This window comes from Sphingomonas sp. MM-1, from assembly GCF_000347675.2.
GTDB classification, from domain to species: domain Bacteria; phylum Pseudomonadota; class Alphaproteobacteria; order Sphingomonadales; family Sphingomonadaceae; genus Sphingomonas_E; species Sphingomonas_E fennica.
The window spans coordinates 3,511,046-3,536,742 of sequence record NC_020561.1 but is presented as its reverse complement, the minus strand read 5'-3'; the positions used below and the strand labels follow the sequence as shown (position 1 = coordinate 3,536,742).

The 25,697-nt window shown below is 67.5% G+C and carries 18 protein-coding genes and 1 riboswitch; of the genes, 7 read left to right on the top strand and 11 right to left on the bottom strand.

The annotated features are described in order from the left end of the window. The 7 genes from edd to G432_RS16760 all read right to left on the bottom strand — a co-directional run bounded on the left by edd (position 1) and on the right by G432_RS16760 (position 13,595). Positions 1–1,824, bottom strand: coding sequence for a phosphogluconate dehydratase (edd, locus tag G432_RS16790; protein WP_015460015.1), 1,824 nt, complete (start codon positions 1,822–1,824; stop codon positions 1–3). Then, complete coding sequence (gene zwf / locus G432_RS16785; protein WP_015460014.1) at positions 1,817–3,271, bottom strand: glucose-6-phosphate dehydrogenase; 1,455 nt, start codon at positions 3,269–3,271, stop codon at positions 1,817–1,819. The genes edd and zwf overlap by 8 nt, the downstream gene beginning before the upstream one ends. Positions 3,272–3,278: 7 nt before the next feature. Continuing rightward, positions 3,279–5,771 carry a glycoside hydrolase family 3 protein gene (locus tag G432_RS16780; protein ID WP_015460013.1) on the bottom strand — a complete coding sequence of 831 codons (2,493 nt, stop codon included), beginning with the start codon at positions 5,769–5,771 and terminating at the stop codon, positions 3,279–3,281. Between the two features lie 76 nt (positions 5,772–5,847). Beyond that, the gene (locus G432_RS16775) at positions 5,848–7,164 is read right to left on the bottom strand and encodes a sugar MFS transporter (protein ID WP_015460012.1); all 1,317 of its coding nucleotides are present in this window, start codon (positions 7,162–7,164) and stop codon (positions 5,848–5,850) included. 43 nt (positions 7,165–7,207) lie between these two features. Further along, the gene (locus G432_RS16770; RefSeq protein ID WP_015460011.1) at positions 7,208–9,469 is read right to left on the bottom strand and encodes a beta-glucosidase family protein; all 2,262 of its coding nucleotides are present in this window, start codon (positions 9,467–9,469) and stop codon (positions 7,208–7,210) included. 15 nt (positions 9,470–9,484) lie between these two features. Then, positions 9,485–11,023 carry a tryptophan halogenase family protein gene (locus G432_RS16765; RefSeq protein ID WP_015460010.1) on the bottom strand — a complete coding sequence of 513 codons (1,539 nt, stop codon included), beginning with the start codon at positions 11,021–11,023 and terminating at the stop codon, positions 9,485–9,487. A gap of 103 nt (positions 11,024–11,126) precedes the next feature. Beyond that, entirely contained in the window at positions 11,127–13,595 is a 2,469-nt protein-coding gene (locus G432_RS16760; protein ID WP_015460009.1) for a TonB-dependent receptor, read from the bottom strand. A 389-nt stretch (positions 13,596–13,984) separates the two neighbouring features. Between G432_RS16760 and G432_RS16755 the strand changes: the two genes are divergently transcribed. From G432_RS16755 to G432_RS16745, 3 genes are all read left to right on the top strand, one after another. After that, positions 13,985–15,007, top strand: coding sequence for a LacI family DNA-binding transcriptional regulator (locus G432_RS16755; RefSeq protein WP_236626805.1), 1,023 nt, complete (start codon positions 13,985–13,987; stop codon positions 15,005–15,007). 8 nt (positions 15,008–15,015) lie between these two features. Next, on the top strand, positions 15,016–16,233 hold the full coding sequence (locus G432_RS16750; RefSeq protein WP_015460007.1) for an MFS transporter: 1,218 nt from the start codon (positions 15,016–15,018) through the stop codon (positions 16,231–16,233). A gap of 84 nt (positions 16,234–16,317) precedes the next feature. Beyond that, the gene (locus tag G432_RS16745) at positions 16,318–16,947 is read left to right on the top strand and encodes an NAD(P)H-dependent oxidoreductase (RefSeq protein ID WP_015460006.1); all 630 of its coding nucleotides are present in this window, start codon (positions 16,318–16,320) and stop codon (positions 16,945–16,947) included. An 11-nt stretch (positions 16,948–16,958) separates the two neighbouring features. Here G432_RS16745 and G432_RS16740 read toward each other — a convergent pair whose 3' ends face one another. Together G432_RS16740 and G432_RS16735 are read right to left on the bottom strand one after the other, a co-directional pair. Next, positions 16,959–18,161 (bottom strand): MFS transporter, encoded by a 1,203-nt coding sequence (locus G432_RS16740; protein WP_015460005.1) that lies wholly within the window; start codon positions 18,159–18,161, stop codon positions 16,959–16,961. Positions 18,162–18,216: 55 nt separating this feature from the next. Beyond that, the gene (locus G432_RS16735; protein ID WP_015460004.1) at positions 18,217–19,110 is read right to left on the bottom strand and encodes a LysR family transcriptional regulator; all 894 of its coding nucleotides are present in this window, start codon (positions 19,108–19,110) and stop codon (positions 18,217–18,219) included. A 126-nt stretch (positions 19,111–19,236) separates the two neighbouring features. On the opposite strand from G432_RS16735, the gene G432_RS16730 reads away from it, so the two are divergent. Together G432_RS16730 and G432_RS16725 are read left to right on the top strand one after the other, a co-directional pair. Then, positions 19,237–19,977 (top strand): SDR family oxidoreductase, encoded by a 741-nt coding sequence (locus G432_RS16730; protein WP_015460003.1) that lies wholly within the window; start codon positions 19,237–19,239, stop codon positions 19,975–19,977. 50 nt (positions 19,978–20,027) lie between these two features. Then, a complete protein-coding gene (locus G432_RS16725) occupies positions 20,028–20,927 on the top strand; it encodes an SDR family oxidoreductase (protein ID WP_015460002.1) in 900 nt (299 codons plus the stop codon). Between the two features lie 46 nt (positions 20,928–20,973). Here the strand turns inward: G432_RS16725 and G432_RS16720 are convergent, their stop codons facing one another. Beyond that, positions 20,974–21,573 (bottom strand): hypothetical protein, encoded by a 600-nt coding sequence (locus tag G432_RS16720; RefSeq protein ID WP_107394949.1) that lies wholly within the window; start codon positions 21,571–21,573, stop codon positions 20,974–20,976. A gap of 126 nt (positions 21,574–21,699) precedes the next feature. On the opposite strand from G432_RS16720, the gene G432_RS16715 reads away from it, so the two are divergent. Together G432_RS16715 and crcB are read left to right on the top strand one after the other, a co-directional pair. After that, on the top strand, positions 21,700–22,596 hold the full coding sequence (locus G432_RS16715) for a diacylglycerol kinase family protein (RefSeq protein WP_015460000.1): 897 nt from the start codon (positions 21,700–21,702) through the stop codon (positions 22,594–22,596). Between the two features lie 39 nt (positions 22,597–22,635). Then, positions 22,636–22,709, top strand: a riboswitch (Fluoride riboswitch). 23 nt (positions 22,710–22,732) lie between these two features. Further along, complete coding sequence (gene crcB, locus G432_RS16710) at positions 22,733–23,104, top strand: fluoride efflux transporter CrcB (protein ID WP_015459999.1); 372 nt, start codon at positions 22,733–22,735, stop codon at positions 23,102–23,104. A gap of 12 nt (positions 23,105–23,116) precedes the next feature. On the opposite strand, the gene metH is transcribed toward crcB, so the two are convergent. After that, positions 23,117–25,696, bottom strand: coding sequence for a methionine synthase (metH, locus tag G432_RS16705; RefSeq protein WP_015459998.1), 2,580 nt, complete (start codon positions 25,694–25,696; stop codon positions 23,117–23,119). Position 25,697 lies beyond the last annotated feature (1 nt).

Sequence of the window (25,697 nt, the reverse complement as noted above, 5' to 3'; positions counted from 1 at the left end):
TTAAAGTCCGGCCTCGTGAAGCATGGCGGAGGCGCCTTGTTCGGCGCCGTCGGCGGAGTGGCGCATGAAGGCGAAGAGTTCGCGGCCGGTGCCTGGCTGGGCACGGGGCGGGGCGGCTTCGGGGCGGGATGCCCATTCGGCCTCGTCGACCAGCGCCTGCAGCGCGCCGGTGGCAGCGCAGACGCGGACGACATCGCCGTCGCGCAGCCGCGCCAGCGGGCCGCCGCCAAGCGCTTCCGGCGTGATGTGGATCGCGGCCGGCACCTTGCCCGACGCCCCCGACATCCGCCCGTCCGTCACCAGCGCCACCTTGAACCCCTTGTCCTGCAGCACGCCCAAAGGCGGCGTCAGCTTGTGCAGTTCCGGCATGCCGTTGGCGCGCGGGCCCTGGAAGCGCACCACCACCACCACGTCGCGGTCCAGCTCGCCCGCCTTGAACGCCCGGTTCACATCGTCCTGGTCGTGGAACACCCGCGCCGGCGCCTCGATCGTCCAGCGGGACGGATCGACCGCGCTCGTCTTCATCGTCGCCCGGCCGAGATTGCCCTGGAGCAGCCGCATCCCGCCATCCGGCTGGAACGGATCGGCCACCGGCCGCAGCATCTGCGGGTCCAGGGGCTCGGCCGGCGCCGGCTGCCAGGCGAGGCTGTCGCCCGCCAGCACCGGATCGGCCGCATAGGCGCGCAGCCCCCCCTGCCAGATGGTGAGGATATCGCCGTGGAGCAGGCCCGCATCGAGCAGGGTGGAAATCACATAGGCCATGCCGCCGGCCGCCTGGAAATGGTTCACGTCGCCCGATCCGTTGGGATAGACGCGCGCGATCAGCGGCACCGCCGAGGACAGCCGGTCGAGATCCTCCCAGTCGATGACGATGCCCGCCGCCCGCGCGATCGCCGGCAGGTGGATGGCGTGGTTGGTCGATCCGCCCGTCGCCAGCAGGCCGACCGCGGCGTTGACGATCGCCTTCTCGTCGATCACGCGGCCGATCGGGCGGTAATCCTCGCCACCCCAGCCGATTGCCGCCAGCCGGTGGACGGCGGCGCGCGTCACTTCCTGCCGCAGCTTGGTGCCCGGATTGATGAAGGCCGCGCCCGGCACGTGCAGGCCCATCACCTCCATCATCATCTGGTTGGAATTGGCCGTGCCGTAGAAGGTGCAGGTGCCGGCATCGTGATAGGAGGCGGCCTCCGCCTCCAGCAGCTCCGCCCGGCCGACCTTGCCTTCGGCATAAAGCTGGCGGACGCGCTGCTTCTCCTTGTTGGCCAGCCCCGAGGGCATCGGCCCGGCCGGCACCAGCACCATCGGCAGATGGCCGAAGCGCAGCGCGCCGATCAGCAGGCCCGGCACGATCTTGTCGCAGATGCCGAGCAGGGCCGCGCCCTCGAACATGCCGTGGCTCAGCGCCACCGCCGTCGACAGGGCGATCACGTCGCGGCTGAACAGCGACAGCTCCATGCCGCGCTGCCCTTGCGTCACCCCGTCGCACATCGCCGGCACCCCGCCCGCCACCTGCGCGGTGATCCCCGCCTCGCGCGCCCAGAGCTTCATCCGCTCCGGATAGCCGCCATAAGGCTGATGGGCCGAAAGCATGTCGTTATAGGCAGTGACGATCCCGACGTTCATCGTCCCGCCCGCCCGGATCGCAGGCTTGTCCGCCCCCGACGCCGCGAAACCGTGCGCCAGGTTGCCGCACGACAGACGCGGACGATCCACCCCGCCATCCCGCTCCCGCTCGATCAGCTCCAGATACGCCCGGCGCCCCGCCGCCGACCGCTCAACCACCCGAGACGTAACTGACGATATAATCGGGTGAAGATCAGTCATGCCAGCTTACTCCATCGCGTTCGGTGAGCGCGATCGCGGCGGTCGGCCCCCAGGTGCCGGCCGCGTAACCGCCGGGGATCATGCCGGTGGCCTTCCAGCCGGCGCGGATGCCGTCGATCCAGCGCCACTGCGCCTCCACCTCGTCCCGCCGGACGAACAGGGTGGGATCGCCCTCGACCAGATCGAGCAGCAGCCGTTCATAGGCGATGCGCCGCCGGACGCCGGCAAAGGCATTGGGCACGGAGATGTCGAGCGGCACTTCCCGCACCAGGATGCCGTCGCGATCGAGGCCCGGTTCCTTCGCCATCACGAGGAGGCGGATATTCTCGTCCGGCTGGAGACGGATGACGAGCTTGTTGGCCGTAAGCCGGCGGCCCTCGAAGATCGAATGCGGCACGCCGCGGAACTGGACGATGATCTCCGACTGGCGGGCGGGCAGCCGCTTGCCGGTGCGCAGATAGAAGGGCACGCCCTTCCAGCGCCAGTTATCGATATGCGCCTTCAGGGCGACGAAGGTTTCGGTATCGGACGCGCGGCCAAGCTCGTCCGCATAGCCCGGCACGATCGCGCCGCCGACCGCACCGGCGCGATACTGGCCGATCACGCTGTGGCTGCCGATGCTGGCCGCGTCGATCGGGCGCAGCGATTTCAGCACCTTCACCTTCTCGTCGCGCACGGCGGCGGCATCGAAGCGGGCCGGCGCCTCCATGGCCACCAGCGCGAGGAGCTGGAGCATGTGGTTCTGCACCATATCGCGCAGCGCGCCGGTGCCGTCGTAGAAATCGACGCGCCCTTCGAGGCCGACGGTTTCCGAGACGGTGATCTGGACATGATCGATGCCGGCGGCGTTCCACAGCGGCTCGAACAGGCTGTTGGCGAAGCGCAGCGCGATCAGGTTCTGGACGGTTTCCTTGCCCAGATAATGATCGATGCGGAACGTCCGGTCCTCCGGGAAGGCGGCGGCGACCGCATCGTTGATCGCCCGGCTGGACGCGAGATCGAAGCCCAGCGGCTTTTCCAGCCCGATGCGAACGTTGTCACCGGCCAGACCAGCGGCGGCGAGGCCGGCGATCGTGGGTTCGAACAATTGCGGCGCGGTCGACAGGAAGATGGCGATCCCATCGCCCGCGCGCGGCCCCAGCGCATCGGCCAGCCGGCCGAAGCTTTCCGGCCGCGAGGCATCAAGCTCGACATAGCTCAGCCGGTCCAGGAAGGCGGCGATGCTGTCCACGCTGCGGTTTTCCGGCAGGACGTGCCGTTCCAGCGCCGCTTCGGCCATGGCGCGGAAGGAGGCATCGTCCTCCCCGCTCCGCGCCGTGCCGACGATGCGGAAATCCGGGGCGATCAGGCCATCCGCATGCAGGCCGTAAAGCGACGGCAGCAGCATGCGGCGCGCGAGATCGCCCGTCGCGCCGAACAGGATGAGGGTCTTCGCAAGCGACGGCATGGGAGGCTTACCGGTCTCCACAAACCGTCATCGGGGTCGAGACATAATCGAGCCGGATATCGGAGATCGACAGATCGAGGCCGGCCCCGCCCGAGAGGATGAAGGGCACGCGCACCTGCGACATATCGAGCCCGTCGCGGCGGAAGCAGCCGAGCGGGATGGCGAGCGTGGTCCATTCGCCCGGCTTGGCGGCGATGGTGCGGGTGACGGGCATCGCCTGGCGGCGGCCTTCGGTGCCCATGCCGATCGTCACCGGCCCCTGCCCGGCCTTGTCCAGCCGATATTCGACGATCAGGCTGATCTCGCCATTGGTCTCGCGCGAATAATCGAGCGGCTTGGGCGCCTCCAGCCGCGCCTCGGCCGTGCCGCTCCAAACGAGGCGGCGCGAATCCTCCTGCGCGCGATGGTCGACGCCGGTGACGGCGAGCGCGCCGCCCTTGCCGACCGCACCGGCAAGCTTTGCGCCGCCCGCCCAGAAGGACCAGCCGTCCGGCAGGCGCCCCTTGCTCCAGAAACGGGTGGCCGGGCCGGTTTCCATGCCCTTGGGCCGGGTTTCGTCCAGCTTGCCGACATGGGCCGGCTGCGCATAGGTGAGGCCGTAGCCGATCGGGAAGAGCGGGTCATAGCCCGGATCGCGACGGTTGAGGACGAACTGGTTGGGCAGCTTCGGCCAGGAGAAGCTGAGCCTGCCGCGCCAGTCATAGGCGATCGAGCCATCCGGCTTGCGGAACAGCATGTCGGCCACGCCGGCGCCTTCGGCACCCGGCAGGAAGGCCGCGACGAAGGCGTCCGAAGCGTTGATCTCCGCATTCACCCAGAGCGGCCGGCCGGAAAGGAACACGGCGACCACCGGGATGCCCTGCGCCTTCAGGCGGCGCAGCATCTCCAGATCGGACTTGTCCTCGGCGCTATATTCCAGATCGGCGCGGTCGCCGCGGAACTCGGCATAAGGCTGTTCGCCGAACACGACGATCGCCGCATCGGGCTTGGCGGTGAAGCGGCCTTCGGGCGAGAAGGTGGCGGTGCCGCCGCCGGCCTTAACCGCATCGGCGATGCCGCTCCAGATCGACTGGCCGTTGGGGAAGGCCGAATTGGGCACGTCGATCCCCTGCCAGGTGATCGACCAGCCGCCGGCCGCCTGGCTGATCGTATCGGCGCCCGCCCCGGCGACGAGGATGTTGGCGCTGGGCTTCAGCGGCAGCACGCCTTCATTCTTCAGCAGCACCATGGATTCGCGCACCGCCCGGCGCGCCAGCGCGCGATGGGCCGGGGCTGCGATATATTCGAACTTGCCGGCCATCGGCCGCGAGGACGGGCGGCCCCGCTCGAACAGGCCGGCGCGGATCTTCACGCGCAGGATGCGGCGCACGGCATCGTCCAGCCGCGCCATCGGGATCTCGCCCGATTTCACCTGGGCGAGCGTGTTGGCATAGAGCTTCTTCCAGTCCGGCCCCGAATACATGAACATGTCAAGGCCGGCATTGATCGCCTTGGCGCAGCTTTCGTTGGTGCAGCCATCGACCTGGCCGTGGCTGTTCCAGTCGCCGACGACGAAGCCGTCAAAGTGCATGCGATCCTTGAGCACGCCGGTGAGCAGGCTCTTGTTGCCGCTCATCTTCTCGCCATTCCAGCTCGAGAAGCTGGCCATCACCGATTGGGTGCCCGCCTCGATCGCCTGCGGGTAGCCGCCGAGATGGACGTCGCGCAGCACCTCCTCGGTCACGCGGGTATCGCCCTGGTCGCGGCCGCCGGTGCCGCCGTCGCCCAGGAAATGCTTGGTCGTGGCGATGACATGGCGGGGCGAAAGGAAATCCGGCGTGTTCACCTTGCCCTGCACGCCTTCGATCATGGCGCCGGCATAGGTCTGGGGAATGGCCGGTTCTTCCGAATAGCTTTCGTAGGTGCGGCCCCAGCGATCGTCCTGCACCACGGCGAGCGTGGGCGCGAAGGTCCAGTCGAGGCCGGCCGCCGCCGTCTCCAGCGCGGTGGCGGCGCCGATTTCGCGGATCAGATCGGGATCGTTGGCGGCGCCCAGCCCGATATTGTGCGGGAAGAGCGTGGCGCCGACGATGTTGTTGTTGCCGTGGACCGAATCCGTGCCCCAGATGATCGGGATGCGCGGGCGGCCGTCGCTGCGCTCCATCGAGGCGTCATAATATTCGTCCGCAAGCTGCATCCACTTGGCGGGCGAGGCGTATTCGTCGCCATAGGGGCCGGAATTGCCGCCGTTCAGAACCGATCCGATCTTCCACGTGCGGACATCGGCCGGGGTGATGCTGCCGATATCGACCTGGATGAGCTGGCCGACCTTGTCCTCCAGGCTCATCGCCGCCATCAGCTTGTCGATCCGCGCCTCAACGGCCGGATCGCGCGAGGGCTGCGCCTTCACCTCGGGCCAGATTTCCGGCCGGGCGACCGACGAGAGGTTTTCGGCGGTCGCCGGCCATGCCCCGACCAGAGCGACGGCGGCGAGGGAGACGGCAGTCAGATAGCGTGTCATCTTCTTGTCCCGGATCAGGCTGAAGCAGGCGGCCCAGCGACCGCCCGGATGGAAGAATAGAAAGGTGCGGCCGGCATCAGGCCTCCACCGGCGGCAGGGCATCGCCAGGCTCGGCGAGCCCAAGCTCGGTGGGATTGCGCCGGCAATAATAAGCGAAGGCCGCGATTAGCGCGTAGCAGACGGCCGGCACGATCAGGGCGAAGCGCAGGCTGGTGACGTCCGCCGCCTTGCCGGTGAGGAGCGGCACGATCGCGCCGCCGACGATGGCCATGCAGATGATGCCCGATCCTTCGGCCGCGCGTTCGCCCAGCCCCTCGCTCGCGAGGCTGAAGATCGTCGGGAACATGATGGCGTTCATCAGCCCGATGGCAAGCAGCGACCAGCCCGAGACGATCCCGGTTGTGTTGGCCGAGATCAGGATCAGCAGGATCGCGCCGAAGGTGACCGCCATCAGCATCCGGGCAGGCGCGATGAAGCGCATCAGCGCGGCGCCGATGAAGCGGCCGACCAGCGCGCCGCCCCAGTAGAAGATCAGGTGCTTGCCGGCATCCTCCGCGCCCAGCCCCATCACGTCCGACTGGACGAGATAGTTGACGATCAGCGATCCGATCGCGACCTCCGCCCCGACATAGAGGAAGATGCCGAGCGTGCCGAAGGCGAAGCGCGGGCGCTTCAGCAGGCCGAACGCCTGCAGGATATTGTCCTGCGCCTGATGCTCGCGCAGCCGGTTGCGGCCCATCCACACCACGCCGGCGATCACCAGCAAGGCGGCGGCGAGGCCGAGATAGGTGTGCACGATGGTGCGGGTCTCCTCCGCCCGGAACGCCGCCAGCGCGCCGCCGGAAAGCGTGGACGGATCGACGGTGGCGAGCGAGCCCAGGATGAGGATCGACCCCACCGGCGGGAAGATGGTGGTGCCCAGCGAGTTAAACGCCTGCGCGAAGGTGAGCCGGCTGTGCGCCGTGCGCGGCGCGCCGAGCATCGAGATCAGCGGATTGGCGACGACCTGGACGATGGTGATGCCCGCGCCCAGCACGAACAGCGCGCCCAGGAACAGGCCGAACTGGCCCGCCCCCGATGCCGGCACGAACAGCAGGCAGCCCGCCATCATCGTCAGCAGGCCGATCGAGGCGGTGCGCATATAGCCCATGCGCTGCACGATCATCGCTGCCGGCAGCGAGACGATGAAATAGGCCGCGAAGAAGGCGGACTGGACGAGCATCGCCTCGTGATAGCTGAGCGTGAAAAGCTCCTTCAGCTTCGGGATCAGCACATCGTTGAGGCTGGTGATGCCGCCGAAGATGAAGAAAAGCGCGAAGACGAACCAACGGAGGCTGGCGACCGATCCGGTCGTATCAGCCGCCTGGCCCGTGGACGCCACGGAAAGCGCCATGTTTATTTCCCCCCTGCGATATGGCGGCCGATGACCGGAACCGTCACGGCTGCATCCGGTCCGCGGCGAGCGTGATCGTCCCTTCCGCGACATGATCGATCGCGGTGCGGCCGATGGCGAAGCGGCGCGGGCCGCCATCCACCACCCAGCCGCGCTGCGCGGTATCGAAACGCGCGAAGGTGCGGCGTTCCAGCGGGATCGTCACCCGCTGCGTCCGGCCCGGATCGATCGAGACGCGGGCGAAGCCGGCCAGCCGCCAGGTCGGCGCATCCGCCCCGCCCTGCACATAGACCTGAACGACATCGTCGCCGGCCCGCGCGCCGCTGTTGGTAACGTCGATGCTCACCGTCGGCGCGGCGCCGCCGGTCGCCTCGGGCTTGCTATAGGTGAAGCGGGTATAGCTGAGGCCGTGGCCGAACGGGAAAAGCGGCTTCTGGCCGGTCTTCTCATACCAGCGATAGCCGACGTCCGCGCCTTCCTGATAATCGACCGGGAAAGACTCCACGCCCACGGATACGCCATGGTTGGAGGTGGCGCCCGCCGCCTTCGCCGCCTGCATCGCCTTCAGCTGGGCAAGGCCCACCGGCTCGGGCCGGGGCGCCTGGTTGGCGCTCGCCGGGAAGGTGATCGGCAGGCGGCCCGACGGGTTCACGACGCCCGTCAGGATATTGGCGATCGCCTCGCCGCCGCGCTGGCCGGGATACCAGGCCTGCAGCACCGCCGGCACCTTGCCGATCCACGGCATCAGCACCGGCCCGCCGGTTTCCAGCACCACCAGCGTCTTGCCGTTGGCGGCGGCAACCGCATCGATCAGGGCGTCCTGATCGTCCGGCAGCGCGATCGTCTCGGTATCCTGCGCCTCGGTCTGCCATTGCCAGGCGAAGACGATGGCGAGATCGGCATCGCGCGCGGCGGCCGCGGCGGCGGCGGGGTCCTTCCCGTCGACATAGCGGACGTCCGCGCCCGGCAGAGCCGCCTTGATCGCCTTCAGCGGCGACGAGGCGTGCCAGGTGACGCGGGCAAAAGACGCGGCCTCGCCCTCGGTCAGCGGGATTTCCACCGGCGCGCCGCCGGTAGACCGCACCTGCGAGGAGCCGCCGCCGGAAAGCACGCCGACATCGGCATGCGCGCCGATCAGCACCACCTTGCGCGCGGTGCGCGCCAGCGGCAGCAGATCGCCTTCATTCTTGAGGAGGACGATGCCCTTTTCGGCCACCGCCTGCGCAACATCGGCATGATCGTCGAGCGGTATGGGCTGCGGCGTGGTGGGCACCGGATCGTCCATCAGCCCGCTGGCGATCACGCCCGTCAGGATGCGGCGCACCATATCGTCCAGCCGCGCCTGTGGCACCCGGCCGGCCTTGATCGCCGCGCGCAGCGGCTTGTCGAAATAGATCGCCTTGTCGAGTTCCTGGCCGGACTGCTGATCCAGCCCCGAAAGCGCGGCCTTCTCGGTCGAATGGACGGCGCCCCAATCGGACATCACCCAGCCCGGATATTTCCAGTCGCCCTTCAGCACGCCGTTCAGCAGCGCATCCTGCTCGCACGCATAATGGCCGTTGATCTTGTTGTAGGCGCACATCACCGAACCGGGCCGGCCGCGCTCGATCGCGATCTGGAAGGCAAGGAGATCGCTCTCGCGCAGCGCCTGCTCGCCGATCCGCGCGTCGAGGACGTGGCGGCCGGTCTCCTGCGAATTCAGCACATAATGCTTCACGGTGGAGACGATGTGATTGCTCTCCACGCCGGCGATCGCCTCGCCGCCCAGCACGCCGGCCAGCAGCGGGTCTTCGCCCAGATATTCGAAGTTGCGGCCGTTCCAGGGATCGCGCGTCAGGTTGACGCCGCCGGCCAGCAGGATGTTGAACGTCTTGGCGCGCGCCTCCGCGCCGATCATGACGCCGCCGGCGCGGGCCAGTTCCGGGCTGAACGTCGCCGCCGTGGCGAGGCCGGCGGGAAGCGCCGTCGCCGTATCGCCCTTGCGCTGCTCGATCTGGTTGGCGACGCCAAGGCTCGCATCGCTTTCGCGCAGCGTGGGGATGCCCAGGCGCGGGATACCGGGGATATGGCCGGCGGACGGGATCATCCCCATCTTCTTCGCCGGCTTGGCGAGCGGCGGGAAATAGCCGTGCACCATCTGGATCTTCTCGTCGAACGTCATCGCCTTGACGAGGAGGTCGGCCCGCGCGGCGGCATCCAGGCTGCGATCCGCCCAGGGCTGCGCCGCGGGAGCGGCCATGGCCGGCAGCGCCGCGACCGGCACCGCACTGGTTGCGAGGAGGACGGAGAGGATCAGCTTCTTCATATCAGTCCTTGACGCTTACGCAGCCCGCAACTGTTCGAGCAGCGCACGATGGGGCGGAAGTTCGGCCACCGCCTGGCGGGCGGCCTGGAAAACGCGGACGAAAGCAGCGCCGGCCTGCTCATCGTCGCGATGGCTGGAGGAGACCGCCGCCGGATCGGTGCGGAATCCCATGCCGTAGAGGATGAATTGCCAACTCGCCGGCAGGAAGGTTTCGTGATCGACGACGAAATCGAAGCGCGAGGGCGGGCGGTGGCGCCATTGCGCCAGCTTGTCGCGCAGCCCCTCGGGAATGCTCGCCGCGTCGCTATTGTCGCGCCAATAGGCGGTGTCGCGGCGGCCGCTGATGCAATAATGGAGCTTCAGGAACTCGACGATCGCATCGAAGCGGGCGAGCATGAGGCGGTTATACTGGCGCGCGGCGGCCGCCATTGCAGCCTCGTCGATCGCCGGGGAGCCGAGGAAATCGGAGATCATCCGCGCCGCCACCTCGATCAGCATGATGCCGGTCGATTCCAGCGGCTCGAAAAAGCCGGCCGAAAGGCCGACCGCCGCGCAATTGCCGATCCACTGGACCGAGCGATAGCCGCTTTCGAAACGAAGCTGGCGGGGCGAAAGGCCGTCCGCCGCCTTGCCGACATAAGCGCGCAGCACGCGCTCGGCCGCCTCGTCGTCGCTGTGGCGGCTGGAATAGACATAGCCGATGCCCCGGCGCGCGCCGAGGCCGATATCCCACGTCCAGCCCGCCTCGTGCGCGGTCGCCAGCGTATAGGGGCGGATCGGGGTATCGGCATCGCCGTGCGGCACCTGCATCGCCAGCGCGCGATCGTTGAACAGCACGTCGCCGACATGCCGGAAGGGCGAACCCAGCGCCTTGCCGATCAGCAGCGCGCGGAAGCCGGAGCAATCGATGAAGAAATCGCCCTCGATGGCCTCGCGGCCATCCCCGGGAACCACGGCGGCAATACGGCCGTCCTCGGCCTGCCGCACCTCGTTGATGGTCGCTTCGATCCGCTCGACGCCGTTGGCCGTGGCCACCTTGCGGAGATAATCGGCGAAGCGCGCCGCATCGAAATGATAGGCATAGTTCATCGGGCCGTCGAAGCCCGGATCGCTGGCGCGCTTGGGCGCGCAGCCGGCGCGGATCACATGCCCCTGCACCGTCACGGCATCGGCATAGGAAGGCCGCCTGGCCTCGCCCGCCGCCTTGATCCAGTAGGGAAGCAGCCCTTCGTCGCCGCCATAAGGCAGGTTGAAGGGGTGGAAATAATCGTCGGTATCGTTGCCGGGCGTCGGACCGCCGGTCCAGCCGGAAAAGCGCACCCCCTGCTTGAAGCTTCCGTCCGCCTCGCGCAGAAATTCCCGTTCGTCGACGCCGATGGCCGACAGGGTTTCGCGGATCGTGGGGAAGGTGCCCTCGCCCACGCCGATGATGCCGATATCCGGGCTTTCGACCAGGGTGATCGACCAGCCGGACCGGCCGAGCGAGCGGATGAGATAAGCAGCCGTCAACCAGCCGGCGGTGCCGCCGCCCACGATGATGATCCGCTTCGCCATACCGCACCGTCCTTCAAAAAGGAGGCGGTCATTGCCTTCCGAAGATTGCAATGACCGCGAAGGGTTGGGCCGCGCGAGGGGACGCGCGGCCCGGGGAGAGACCTTAGAACTTGGTCCGCGCCCGCACGCCCCACGTGCGCGGCGGCTGGAGGTTGGAGAGGAAGACCGGGTCGTAACGCGGTGCGCCGAAGGCGCCTGCGCTGGTGCGGATCTTCCCGTTTTCGATGTTCTGGATGAAAGCCTCGACCGAATATTTGTCGTCCGCGGCAGTGAAGCGGATCGACGCATCGGTGCGGATATAGGCCTTCTGGCGATCCCAGCTCGTGCCCCAGCCACCGCGGTTCGGAATGTTATCCGTATTCTCGGTGATGAAGGGGTTGCCGTCGCCGTTGAAGTAGCTGAGCCAGCTCTTCGTCTCATAGTGGGTGCTGACGCGAGGCGTGATCGTCGCGCCGCTGGCCAGCTCGAAGTCATGCTCGTAGCTTGCCGTGGCCGAGAAACGCGGCGCGTGGGCCAGCTCGTTGCCCTTCAGCTGAACGACCGAGGAAGGCTTGCCGCCGTCGTAGAGGCGGCCGTCCACGCTCTCCAGATCCTCCAGCTTGGTCTTCTGGATGGTACCGGAGAATTGCAGGCGATCCTGATCCGTGACGTTGGCGACCAGTTCCGCTTCGAGACCATAGGCCTTGGCGCCCTTGGCGTTCTGCGTGACCATCTGGCTCCGGATGACATTGCCTTCGTCGTCGCGGAAGGTGACGGCCTGGTTGACCTGATAGCCCTTGAAATCGCTGTAATAGGCCGCGAGGTTCAGCGTCACGCGACGATCGAACAGGCGGGTCTTCAGGCCGACTTCATAGTTGGTCAGCGTCTCCGGCTTGGTGAGGCCGGCATTGTCCTGGATGTTGCCCGACTTAAAGCCCGAGCTGATGCTCGCATAGCCCAGGATGTCGTCGGCCAGATCCGCATCGACGCGGGCGAGGTAGGTCATCTTGTCCCACTTGCCCTTCACGTCGTTGTTCGAGATCGAGTAGCCGGGCAGCAGGTTGACGAGCTCATCGGCGGTCGCATCCGGATAGGCGCCGAAGATGCCGCCCTGGCAGGCGCCGCCGGGGGCCTTGTCCGCATCCGAGCAACCATCGCCCGAATACATCACGTTGCGGCCGCCCTTGTCCTGCTTCTTGTCGGACGTGTAGCGCAGGCCGCCGGTGACGCGCAGCCAATCGGTGGCATGCCACACGGCCTGGCCGAAGACGGCGCGGGAGTCGATCTGGCGGTTGGCCTGGATGAAGCTGCCCGCCCAGGAGAAGGTCCCGTCGCGATAGCCGTTCCGCTGGTCGATATCGAAGCGGATCTTGTTCTTCTCGTGGCTGTAGTAAGCGCCGAGGATCCAGTCGACGGCCTGCTCGCCGGTCGACTTCAGCTGGAGCTCGTGGCTCTGGAAGTCATAGCGCGACCAGACGGTGCGGTTCTCGTTGAAGGCGCCCAGATACAGGTCGTTGCCGTCGGCATCGACCTGGCCGGTCGGCGGCAGCGCGCCGGCATCGGAATCGACCTGGGTGGAACCGCCGATGCGCGACCAGCCGGCGATGTAGCTGACCTGGATGCCATCGGTGACGTCATAGTTCATCGTGCTGCGCACGGCGACCGAGTAGCGATCGGTGTCGGGCGCGGTATCGCTCAGCGTCGACCAGCGCTTGGTGCCGGGGCGCGCGGTCTGGAGCAGGCCGACGACCGGGGCGCCATTGTCGAGGAAGCCTTCAGCGGAGAGGTTCCAGCTGAAGCGATCGCTGGGTTCCCACAGCATCGACACGCGGCCGGACTGCTGATCCGCGGCATAATATTTCTTGCCGGTCGACACGAAGGCCGACTTGTTGATCCCCGGAACGTCCGGCGCCTGCTGGAAATCGGCATAGCCATCGTGACGATCGGTCACGAAGGCGACGCGGAAGGCCAGCGTGTCGGTGACGGGGATGTTGATCGCGCCGCGAACGCCGAGGCGATCATAGTTGCCCGCGACGACTTCGACATTGCCGCCGAATTCGCCGAGCTTCGGCTTGGCCGAGATCAGGCTGAGCGCACCGACGGTGGCGTTGCGGCCGAACAGCGTGCCCTGCGGGCCGCGCAGCACTTCAACGCGCTCCATGTCGTACATGAGCACCGAGGCGCCCTGCGCGCGCGGCGAATAGATGCCGTCGACATAGATGGCGACTTCCGGGTCGGCGACTTCCGTGAAAGCGCTGTCATTGCCGATGCCGCGAAGCGTGAGCAGCACGGCCGACTGGTCGCCCTGCTGGTTGAACTGGAGGCTGGGCACGAAACGCGCCAGATCCGTGACATCCTTGACCTGCTGCTTGTCGAGCGCGCCCTGGCTGAAGGCCGAGACGGCGATCGGCGTGCTCTGCAGGTTGGTTTCGCGACGCGTGGCCGTGACAACGATGTCATCAACGCCACGATATTCGCCGGCCGTCTGGGCGGCATCACCCCCCGCGGGCGAGGTCTGCGCGAAGGCGCCCTGCGTCCACGAAATCGCTACGGCGAAGGCGGTGCTGGCCGCCAAAATGCCCCTATTCTTCATGCTCGGTCTCCCTGGCCGGGCCTTATTATCAGGCCGCGACATACGTCAACACGCCCGAAATCGTCCAGCGATTTCGGGATTTATCGATTATACGACAATATCACCCGCCACCCCGTTGGGATCGCGAGCGAATTTCGATGATCTTTAGTTGGATCCAGTCACGCGCATAACTGCGCTCATGCGGAACTGCTCATAGGACATCCCCTAAATTGCCGGGCTCAACCGGTCTCTGCGACTCCCCTTTAAGCAGATATTGAGAACGTTCACAATATCAAATCGCCACCCCAGATTCCCGTTGCGGCGCGGCGCGCGCTGGCTGATAGCTTGGGGAAACAAGCGAACCAGTGGGAAACGGGTCGGCGGAGATGGGCGCAGTAACGATAAAGCATGTGGCGAAAGAGGCCGGCGTTTCGCTTCAAACGGTGTCCCGCGTTGTCAACAACGGACCCAACGTCACCGATGCTATGCGCGAACGGGTGCGCGCCGCGATCGACAAGCTGGGCTATGTGCCCAACATGGCCGCGCGCCGCATGGGCGGATCGAAATCCTACCTCCTCGTCGCCTTCAACGATCGCAAGCCGACGCTGGAAAAATGGCGCGCGGGCCGCGGCAGCGACTGGGTGGCGCAGATGCTGCTGGGCGCGATCCCGCGCTGCGAGCGCGACGGATATCACCTGCTGCTGGAACTGCTGGACGGCCATTCGGCGAAGCTGCACCAGAAGATCGATGCCATCATCTCCTCGCTGCGCCCGGACGGCGTGATCCTCACCCCGCCCCATTCGCAGGACCGGAGCATCATCGACCAGCTCGAGCATCGCAAGGTCCCCTATGCCCGCCTCAGCCCCGGCGAGGACGACGAACGCGGCTTCCGCGTGCGGATGGACGAACGGCAGGCGGCCGTCATGGCGACGCGCCACCTGCTCGACCTCGGCCACCGGCGCATCGGCTTCCTCACCGGATCGGCGGAATATGCGGTCAGCACGGAACGGCTCGAAGGCTTTCGCGCCGCGATGGCCGATGCCGGCGCGGCGATTGCGCCGGAATGGGTGCGGCAGGGCGAGTTCAGCTTCGAATCCGGGATCGCATCGGCCGACGCGCTGTTCGCCCTGCGCGAACCGCCCACCGCGATCATCGCCAGCAGCGACGAACAGGCGCTGGCCGTCCTGCATCGCGCCAAGGATATGGGGCTGGATGTGCCGGCGGACCTTTCGCTGATCAGCTTCGACGATACCCCGCCGATCGCCTTCAGCCTGCCGCCGCTCACCGCCATCCGCCATCCCACCGCCGCCATGGCCGAACGCGCCGCCGCGCTGCTGATCGAAGGCCATGGGCTGGACATGCCCCCCTCCCCGCCCTGCACCCTGCCGTTCGAGCTGGTCGTGCGCGGCTCCACCGTGCCGCCACGCCGTTGACCCGGCCGATGGCCTCGCCGCCGCTCCGGCGCTTCCTCTGGCTCTATCCGCTTGCCAATGGGGGGGCCTATATCGCCTTCCTGCCCTTGCTGACGCTGATCGTGCCGCTGCGCGCGGCGGAGATCGGCGGCGCCGGCAAGGTCGCGCTGCTGAGCGAAACGCTGGCCGCCGGCGTGCTGATGGCGACCGTCGCCAACATCCTGGCCGGCATGGCGAGCGATCGCACGCGGGCGCGCTTCGGCACGCGGCTGCCCTGGCTGTGGATCGGGCTGGCGGCAAGCTGGATCGGCTACGGACTGGTGCTGGCCGCGCGGGACATGATCGCCCTCATATTGGCGGTGGCCTTCTTCCAGGCCGGCTTCAACACGCTGTTCGGGCCAATGACAGCGTTGTTCGCGGATAAGGTGCCGGACCGGCTGAAGGGCCGGGTTTCGGCCTTCGCCAGCCTTGCCTGGCCGGCGGGGCTGCTCGGCACCGCCTTGATCGGCCTGCCCGCCTTCACCGGCAATAACAGCCGGGTGCTGGCGCTGATCGGGCTTACCGCGCTGTTGATCCTGCCCCTGCTGCTGGCATGGCCCCGCACGCTGGCCGATGTGCCGACCCCGCCGGCAGGCGCGGACGACAAACAGGCGAGGCCGCGCCTGTCGGCAACGTTCTATAGCCTGTGGGCGGCGAAGCTGCTGGTCCAGCTATCGGGCAATGTGCTGCACAGCTATTTCCTCTTCTACCTGCAGGAGCTGCTGCGCCACCCCTCCCCCCACGCGCCGCCGACTGCCGAGATCGGCTTTGCCGGGATCATGACGCTGTCGACGATCGCCACGGCGCTGCTGTCGATCGCCTTCGGCCACGGTTCGGACCGCGCCGACCGGCGCAAGCCGTTCCTGCTCGCCGCCATCGCCCTGATGGCGACGGGGCTGGGCATCCTCATCCTCGGCAGCAGCTGGACGGCGGCGCTGATCGGCTACACGCTGACCACCGCCGGGCTCGGCGCGTTCATGACCGTGGATATCGCGCTCGTCGCCCAGATCCTGCCTTCGGACCGGCATCGCGGCCGCGACCTCGGCGTGATGAACGTGGCCAACACGCTGCCCGCGATGATCGGCCCGATGATCGCGCTGACGATCCTGGACAGGATGGGCGGCGGCTATGACGGCCTGTTCGCCTTCCTCCTCTGCGCGCTGGCGGGAAGCGCCATCATCCTCATCGCCAATCGGACGCTGCGCTAGGGTATAGCTATCGGATTTTCCGGGGGACTCCCTCGCTGCCCCGCTTCGCGCTACAAGGACGGCCCAGACAGCCGGGAGACCGCCATGAGCATGTCGTCGAGCCGCCCCAAGCATGTCCTGATCCTCTGCCACCCCGACGAGCACAGCTTCAACGCCGCGGTGGCCGAGCGATATGAGCGAACGATACGGTCGCTCGGCCATGAGGTGGTGGTCCGCGATCTCTACCGGATGCATTTCGATCCGGTGCTGAAGGCGTCCGAGCGGCCGACCGCCGCCGATTTCACCCTGTCCGCCGATGTCGCGGCCGAACTGGAGCTGATCCAGGGCGCGGCGGCCTTCATCCTCGTCTATCCGCTCTGGTATGGCATGCCGCCGGCGATGCTGAAGGGCTATGTCGAACGGGTGCTGGGCGCGGGCTTCCCCTTCGGGGCGCTGCGCATGCAGATGCCCAATCCCCTGCTGAGCGGACGCCGGCTGCTCAGCTTCACCTCATCGGGCACGACGCGCGCCTGGCTGGACGAGCAAGGCGCCGCGCTCTCGTTGCGCAACCTGTTCGACGATTATCTCCGGCACGGATTCTCGCTGGAATCCACCGATCACGTCCATTTCGCATCGATCGTGGAAGGCATCCAGCCGCGCGTGGTGGAGGAACATCTGTTCGAGGTGGAGCAGACGGCGCGGAAACTCGCCAGCCTGCTGCCGCGCAACGGCTAGGTTCCGGCAGATCAGCAGGCGAGCGCGCGGCGGCGGCTCGCTTTCTCGTCCCACACGGCGATGCCGAGGATCGCCAGCCCGCCGAGTGCGAGCAGGCTGCCCACCGGCCCGGTCGAAGTCCAGCCATAGCCGGCGGCGATCGCCAGGCCGCCCAGCCACGGCCCCAGCGCATTGGCGAAGTTGAAGGCGCTGTGGTGCAAGGCGGCGGCAAGCGTCTGCGCATCCCCCGCCACATCCATCAGCCGCGTCTGCAGCACCACGCCCACGCCGCCGCCCAGGCCGATCAGGAAGATATTGGCGGAAAGCGACCAGATATTGCCCGCCGTCAACGGGAACAGCGCCAGCGTCACCGCGCTCCACAGCAGCATGCCCGCCGCCGTCGGCATCAGGGCGCGATCGGCCAGCCAGGCGGCGCCGAGATTGCCGATGGTGAGGCCGACGCCGAATATGCCGAGCACCAGCGGCACCATCTCGCCCGATACATGCGTCACCTCCAGCATGGTGGAGGCGACATAGGTGTAGACGGCGAAGAGGCCGCCAAAGCCGATCGCGCCCGTGCCCAGCGTGAGCCAGACCTGCCGGCGGCCGAGCGCCCCCAGCTCGCGCAAGGGGCTCGCGCCGGCGGCCGGGCGGTCATGCGGCGCGAACTTCCACACCAGCAATGCGGTGATCAGCGCCAGCACCGCGACGATGGCGAAGCCCCAGCGCCAGCCGATAAGCTGGCCCAGCCCGTTGGCCGCCGGCACGCCGATCACCGTGGCGATGGTGAGGCCGGCCATCACGCGCGCCACCGCCTGCGCCCGCCGGTTGGGCGGGACGAGGCCGGCGGCGACAAGGGCCGCCACGCCGAAATAGGCGCCATGCGGCAACCCGCTCAGGAAACGGAACAGCAGCATCCAGCCATAGGTGGGAGCCAGCGCGCTCAGGCCGTTGCCCAGCGCGAACATCGCCATCAGCAGGATCAGCAGGGTGCGGCGCGGCATGCGCGCGGCCAGCACCGCCACGATCGGCGCGCCGACCACGACGCCGAGCGCATAGGCGCTGATCACATGGCCCGCCGTCGGCGCATCGATGCCCAGCGCCGGCGCGAAATAGGGCACGAGGCTCATCGCCGCAAACTCGGTGGTGCCGATCGCGAAGCCGCCCATCGCAAGCGCGAGCATGACGAGCCCGGGGTGAACCGCCGGGGGAGCGGAGTTGGTGGTGTCGGCCATGATGTCCATGCTGCACTGCAAGATGGCATGCAGATAACGCTACCACCCGGCTCCATCAACCCACGGCGGCGAATTGGCGGGCCGCCCAGTCGAGAAAGACCCGCACGCGCGGCGACAATTGCCGGTTGGGCGGATAAAGCAACGACACCGGCACCGATGGCGGCGGCGTTTCGACCAGGATCGGGACGAGCGAGCCCTGGCGGAGATCCCGCTCGGCATGGAACAGCGGCACCTGGAACAGCCCCAGCCCCAGCCGCGCCACCACGATATAGCTTTCGGTGCCCGTGACGGAGACGGGCGCGGGCAGCATGATCGATCGATAGCCGCCCTTGCCGTCGGCGAATTCCAGCGGCGCGAGGTGGCCGGTGGTGATCGATCGAAGGCCGATCATGCGATGGCCGGCAAGGTCGTCCGGGCTGCGAGGCACGCCATGTCGCTCGAGATAGGCGGGCGCCGCGCAGGTCAGCCGCTCGATCATCGTCACGCGGCGGCGCACCATCTCGCTGTCGGGCAGATGGCCGTAGCGCAGCACGCAATCCACCCCTTCGCGCACCATGTCCACCCAGCGCTCGCCCTCGCTGATGACAAGCTCGATATCGGGATATTCGGCGAGGAAGGCCGGCAGGCCCGGCAGCAGGAAGTGGCGCGCCAGCGTGCCCTGCACCTCCACCCGCAGCAGGCCCCGGGGCTTCGCCGCACCGAAGGCGCCTTCGGCATTTTCGATATCGGCGAGAATCGCCACGCAGCGGCGGGCATAGGCCTCGCCGTCCAAAGTAGGGCTGACGGAGCGGGTGGTCCGCTGGAGCAGCCGCACGCCAAGCCGCTCCTCCATCTGCTTGATCACCTGCGTCACGGTCGATCGCGGCACGCCGGTGTCATGGGCGGCGGCCGTGAAGCTCCTCCGCTCCACCACCCGCACGAACAGGCCCATCGCATCGATCCGGTCCATGGCCGCCTTATTGTTTGTTAAATCGGAACAGTGATGCCGAATATAGGCCGATTATCTTCCATCCGTCATGCGGCAAATTGCCTTCGTCAACCCCGCCCGGTCCCTGGGCGCACGATGGAGGAAGAGATGAACCAGCAGACAGGCAAGGTTGCGATCGTCACCGGCGCGTCGCGCGGCATCGGCGCCGCAATCGCCCGGCGCCTCGCCGCCGACGGCCACATCGTCATCGTCAACTATGCCGGCAGCGCCGCGGCGGCCGAAGACCTCGTCCGCACGATCGAGGCGGGTAGCGGCCGCGCCATCACCGCCCAGGCGGACGTAAGCGACGCCGGCGCGGTCGCCCGCCTGTTCGACAGCGCGGAGGCCGCATTCGGCGGGGTCGACATCCTCGTCAACAATGCCGGCATCATGAAGCTGGCGCCGATCGCCGAAAGCGACGACGCGCTGTTCGACAGCCAGATCGCGATCAACCTGCGCGGCACCTTCAACACGCTGCGCGAAGCCGGCAACCGCCTGCGGGACGGCGGCCGCATCATCAACTTCTCGACGAGCGTCGTCGGCCTGCGGCTGGAAAATTACGGCGTCTATGCCGCCACCAAGGCGGCGGCGGAGACGCTGACCGCGATCATGTCGAAGGAGATGCGGGGCCGTTCCATCACGGTCAACGCGATCGCCCCCGGCCCCACCGCGACCGCCCTGTTCCTCGACGGCAAGTCGCCGGAGCTGATCGATCGCATGGCAAAGATGAACCCGCTCGAACGGCTCGGCACGCCCGAGGATATCGCAGCCGCCGTGTCCTTCCTCGTGGGGCCGGACGGAGGCTGGATCAACGGCCAGGTGCTCCGCGCCAATGGCGGCATGATCTAGCGGCCGCCGGCAAAGCGATCCGCTGTTTCCTTTCGAAAAGGATCATAACGATGAAGCAGGTCATCATCATCACCGGCGCATCGAGCGGCTTCGGCGCCCTCGCCGCGCGCCAGCTCGCGCTCGCCGGCCACAGCGTCTATGCCGGCATGCGCGCCACCCAGGGCCGCAACGCTCCGCAGGTCGCCGCGGTCGAGGATTTCGCTCGCGAACATGGCGCGGACATCCGCGCCATCGAAATGGACGTGCAGTCCGATGCATCGGTCGCCGCCGCCATCGACCGCCTGATCGCGGAGCGGGGCCGGATCGATGCCGTCATCCACAATGCCGGCCACATGTCCTTCGGCCCGGCCGAAGCCTTCACCCCGGAACAGTTCGCCGAACTCTACGACGTCAACGTGCTGTCTACCCAGCGCGTGAACCGGGCCGCGCTTCCCCATCTCCGCGCGCAGGGCAAGGGGCTGCTGCTCTGGGTTTCGTCCAGCAGCGCGCGGGGCGGCACGCCGCCCTATCTCGCCCCCTATTTCGCCGCCAAGGCGGCCATGGATTCAGTGGCGGTTTCCTATGCCGGCGAGCTTGCCCGCTGGGGCATCGAAACATCGATCATCGTGCCCGGCGCCTTCACCAGCGGCACCAACCATTTCGCCCATTCCGGCAAGCCCGCCGATGCCGCGCGGGTCGCAGCCTATGATCAGGGGCCGGGCGCGGACATAGCCGCCGTCGCCCTGAAGGGATTGGCCGATCTGGAGCCCGCGGATGCCGATGCGGCGGAGGTGGCGCGCGCCATCGTGAGGATAGTCGGCGTGCCCCATGGCAAGCGCCCCTTCCGGGTCCACATCGATCCTTCCGAAGACGGCGCGGAAGTCGTCAACGCCATGGCGGATCGCGTGCGCGCGGAGCTGCTGCGCCGCATCGGGCTGGAAGATCTGCTTCGGCCCCGTATCGCCGCCTGACCGGCGGAGAATGAGAGGTCGGCGCGGCGCATCCGGCCGCGCCGGCTTACTCCGCGTTCGGCGGCACCTTGTAAGGCTGGCCGATCTTCACGAATTCCTCGACGAACCGGTCGGCCGCCGCGCGGGCCTCCTTCAGCTTCGCATAGGGGAATTCCACGCGGCCGCGCACGTCCCAATAGCCCCGCTCGACCGTCCACAGGCCGACGCCGACGCGCTTGTCGCCCTGCTGCGCGCGGAAGATGCCGATATAGCCGTCCACCCCCTTGCCGGGCCGGTCATACGGGCCTTCGGACACAACCTTCACATCGGCCAGCCCGTTGAGCGCCATCGGCTTGGCGATGATGAAATGCTCCTTCGCGGTCATGCCGATGATGTGGACGATCGCGATCCTCAGCGAGATCGGCGTGCCATCCGCCAGCGTGCGCTTGTAGGCGACGCCGACATAGTCGCCGCTGCCGTCGAACGCCGCCTGGCCGACCCGCTCGAACCCGGCGATCCGATCGGGGAAGCGCGTGCCGCTTTCCACATGCACCAGCATCGCCCCCTCGGTCGCGAAGGCGCCCGCCTCGCCCGTTTGGGCCGGGGCCGATTGCGCCGCGATCGCCAGGCAAAGCAGAGGGGCCAGGACAAGAGGCAGCTTCCGCATCATTCGTCTCCACGGTGGACATACTCGACAGGAAGCCCTGCCTCGCGCGCCCTCTTAGCAGCCGTCGCCGCGAACGGAAATCCATCGCTCTTGCGCCGATGGCCGCGATCGTGCGTTCTGTCCCTCGTGACCGAAACCAGACCGCTCCCCCGATCCGCCATCCTCATCGTCAATGCGAAGTCCCGCAAGGGACGCAAGCTGTTCCGCAGGGCCGTCACCGGCCTCAGGGCGGCGGGCGTGGAGATCATCGCCGCCCATGCGGTGCGCAAGCCCAAGCTGTTCGCCCCCGCCATCCGCGAAGCGGTGCGATCGGGCGCGCCGATGGTGATCGTGGGCGGCGGGGACGGATCGCTCTCCTCCGCCGTCGATCATTTCGTCGGCCATGATTGCGTGTTCGCACTGCTGCCGCTGGGCACGGCCAACAGCTTCGCGCGGACGCTGGGCATCCCGCTCGACCTGGAAGGCGCGATCGGCGTGATCGCGGGCGGACAGCGGCGGCGGATCGACCTCGGCATGATCGACGGGGACTATTTCGCCAACTGCGCCGCGATCGGGCTTTCGCCGCTGATCGCCGAAAGCGTGCCCCACGGCTTCAAGGCCTGGGCCGGCCGTGTCGGCTACCTCAGCTGGGCGATGCTGGTGCTGTTCCGGTTCAAGACGTTCCGGCTGACGGTGGGCGAAGGCGATACGGCCGAGACGATCGACGCGCTGGAGGTGCGCATCGCCAATGGCGGCTTCCATGGCGGCACCGAACTGGTGGACGACGCGGAGGTGGACAGCGGCGAAATCGTCGTCCAGGCGGTCGTCGGCAAGGCGCTGCCCTATCTCGGCTGGAGCTGGCTCACCAGCCTGCTCCGCCTGCCCCAGCGCCGGCAGACCACCCGCGAATTCCATGGCCGCGCGCTGCGCGTGGCGACCGATCCGCCGCTCTCCATCTCGATCGACGGCGAGGTGCTGGCGAAAACGCCGGTGACGGCGCGCGTGGCGAAGGGCGCGATCGAGGTGGCCGCGCCGGCTGGGTGACGGGCTGCCATTGACGCGCTGCCCCACCCCCGCCATATCGTCGGCAACGGCAATGGATTCCTGCCGGGCCTCGCGCCGAACCGCCATTGAGGGCTGATGATTCCTACCTGCGGCCGCCCTGCGGCAAGGAGGAATCATGCGTTCGGTATTTCTCGTCTTCATCGGATCAGGCCTGGGCGGGGCGTTGCGCCATCTGGTCGGGCTGGCATCGCTGCGCCTGCTGGGGCCGGGCTTTCCCTGGGGAACGCTGACGATCAACGTGCTGGGATCGACGCTGATGGGCGCCGTCGCCGGCCTGTTCGCGGCGCGGAGCTGGGGCCATCCCGAATGGCGGCTGTTCCTCGCCACCGGCGTGCTCGGCGGCTTCACCACCTGGTCCACCTTCTCGCTGGACGTGGTGACATTGTGGGAACGCGGGCGGCCGGCGGCGGCGCTGGGCTATGTCGCCGCCAGCCTGATCCTGTCCTTCGCCTTCATGGCCGCGGCCCTGCTGATCGCGCGGCGATGAAGGCGGGCCGGGTCAATCCAGATTGGGCCTGAGCCAGCGTTCCGCGGTTTCCAGATCGACGCCGCGCCGCACCGCATATTCCTCAAGCTGATCGCGGCCCACCCGCGCCACCCCGAAATACTGGCTTTCGGGATGGCCGAAATAGAAGCCGGAAACCGCCGCCGTCGGCAGCATCGCGAAGCTTTCGGTCAGCGTGATGCCGGTCGCGTCGCCGGCCTGAAGCAGATCGAACAGGATCGGCTTCTGGCTGTGATCCGGGCAGGCCGGATAGCCGGGCGCGGGGCGGATGCCGCGATATTGTTCGCGGATCAGCGCCTCGTTGGTCAGTTGCTCGCCCTCGGCATAGCCCCAGAGCACGGTGCGGACATGGGCGTGCAGCCGCTCGGCAAAGGCTTCCGCCAGGCGATCGGCCAGCGCCTTCAGCAGGATGTCGCGATAATCGTCATGCTCCGCCTTGAAGCGGACGAGATGCGCGTCGATGCCGATGCCCGCCGTCACCGCGAAGCCGCCGATCCAGTCGCCGGCGGGATCGATGAAATCGGCCAGGCACATGTTCGCGCGGCCCTCGCGCTTGGCGATCTGCTGGCGGAGGAAGGGCATGCGCACATCGCCGCCCTCGGTTTCGATCACGACGTCGTCGCCTTCGCGCCGGCACGGCCACAGGGCGGCGACGCCCTTCGCCGTCAGCCATTTCTCCGCGATGATCTGGTCCAGCATCGCGTTCGCGTCGGCGAAGAGGCTGCGCGCGCTTTCGCCGACCACCTTGTCCTCCAGGATCGCCGGATAGTTGCCGGCCAGCTCCCACGCGCGGAAGAAGGGCGTCCAGTCGATATAGTCGCGCAGATCCTCCAGCGGCCAATCGGCGAAGACATGGCGCCCCGGCTGCCTCGGCGACGCCGGCTTCTGCGCGAAATCGGTGGGGAAGGCGTTGGCGCGGGCGGCGGCGATCGGGATCAGCTCGCTCTGCCCCTTGCCCTCGCGCGCCTTGCGGACGGCTTCGTAATCCGCCGCCGTCTTTTCCACGAAGGCGTCGCGCTGGGTGTCGGACATGAGGGTCGAGGCCACGCCCACCGCGCGGCTGGCATCCAGCACATGCACCACCGGCCCCTGATAGGCCGGCGCGATGCGGAGCGCGGTGTGGACCTTCGAGGTGGTGGCGCCACCGATCAGCAGCGGCATCTCCATGCCGGCGCGCTGCATCTCGCTCGCCACCGTGACCATCTCGTCCAGCGAGGGGGTGATGAGGCCGGAGAGGCCGATGATGTCGGCGTCATTCTCGTTGGCGGCCTTCAATATATCCATCCACGGCACCATCACGCCGAGATCGATCACCTCATAGCCGTTGCACTGGAGCACGACGCCGACGATGTTCTTGCCGATATCGTGGACGTCGCCCTTCACCGTCGCCATCACGATGCGGCCCTTGGAACGCTGGCCCGCCACCTTCTCCGCCTCGATGAAGGGCAGCAGGTGCGCCACCGCCTTCTTCATCACGCGGGCGGACTTCACCACCTGCGGCAGGAACATCTTGCCCGATCCGAACAGGTCGCCGACCACGTTCATGCCGTCCATCAGCGGGCCTTCGATCACCTCGATCGGCCGGGCGAACATCTGCCGCGCCTCTTCGGTGTCGTCGACGACATAGGCGTCGATGCCCTTGACCAGCGCATGTTCCAGCCGCTTGACGACATCCCAGCCGCGCCATTCCTCGGCCGCCTTCTCCGCCGCCGCATCCTTGCCCTTGAAGCGTTCGGCGATGGTGATGAGCCGCTCGGTCGCATCCGGGTTGCGGTTGAGGATCACATCCTCGCACGCCTCGCGCAGTTCGGGATCGATCGTGTCATAGACGTCGAGCTGGCCGGCATTGACGATGCCCATGTCCATCCCCGCCGGAATGGCGTGGTAGAGGAAGATGGAATGCATCGCCCGGCGCACGGGCTCGTTGCCGCGGAAGGAGAAGCTGAGGTTGGAAAGGCCGCCGGAGATATGCGCGTGCGGGCAGCGCTTCCTGATCTCGCGCGCCGCCTCGATGAAATCGACGGCATAATTATTATGCTCCTCGATCCCCGTCGCCACCGCGAAGATGTTGGGATCGAAGATGATGTCCTCGGGCGGGAAGCCGTCTCCCACCAGCAGCTTGTAGGCGCGCTCGCAGATTTCGACCTTGCGGTCCTTCGTATCCGCCTGCCCCACCTCGTCGAACGCCATGACGACGACGGCCGCGCCATAGGCCCGCACCTTGCGGGCATGTTCCAGGAACTGGGCCTCGCCCTCCTTCATGCTGATCGAATTGACGATCGGCTTGCCGGATACGCATTTCAGCCCGGCCTCGATCACGCTCCACTTGGAGCTGTCGATCATGATCGGCACGCGGGCGATGTCTGGCTCGGCCGCGATCAGCTTGAGGAAGGTGGTCATCGCCACCTCCGCATCCAGCAGCCCCTCGTCCATGTTGACGTCGATGATCTGCGCGCCGTTCTCCACCTGCTGGCGCGCGACCTCCACGGCCTTCACATAGTCGCCGGCCATGACGAGCTTCTTGAACGCCGCCGATCCGGTGACGTTGGTGCGCTCGCCGATATTGACGAACATG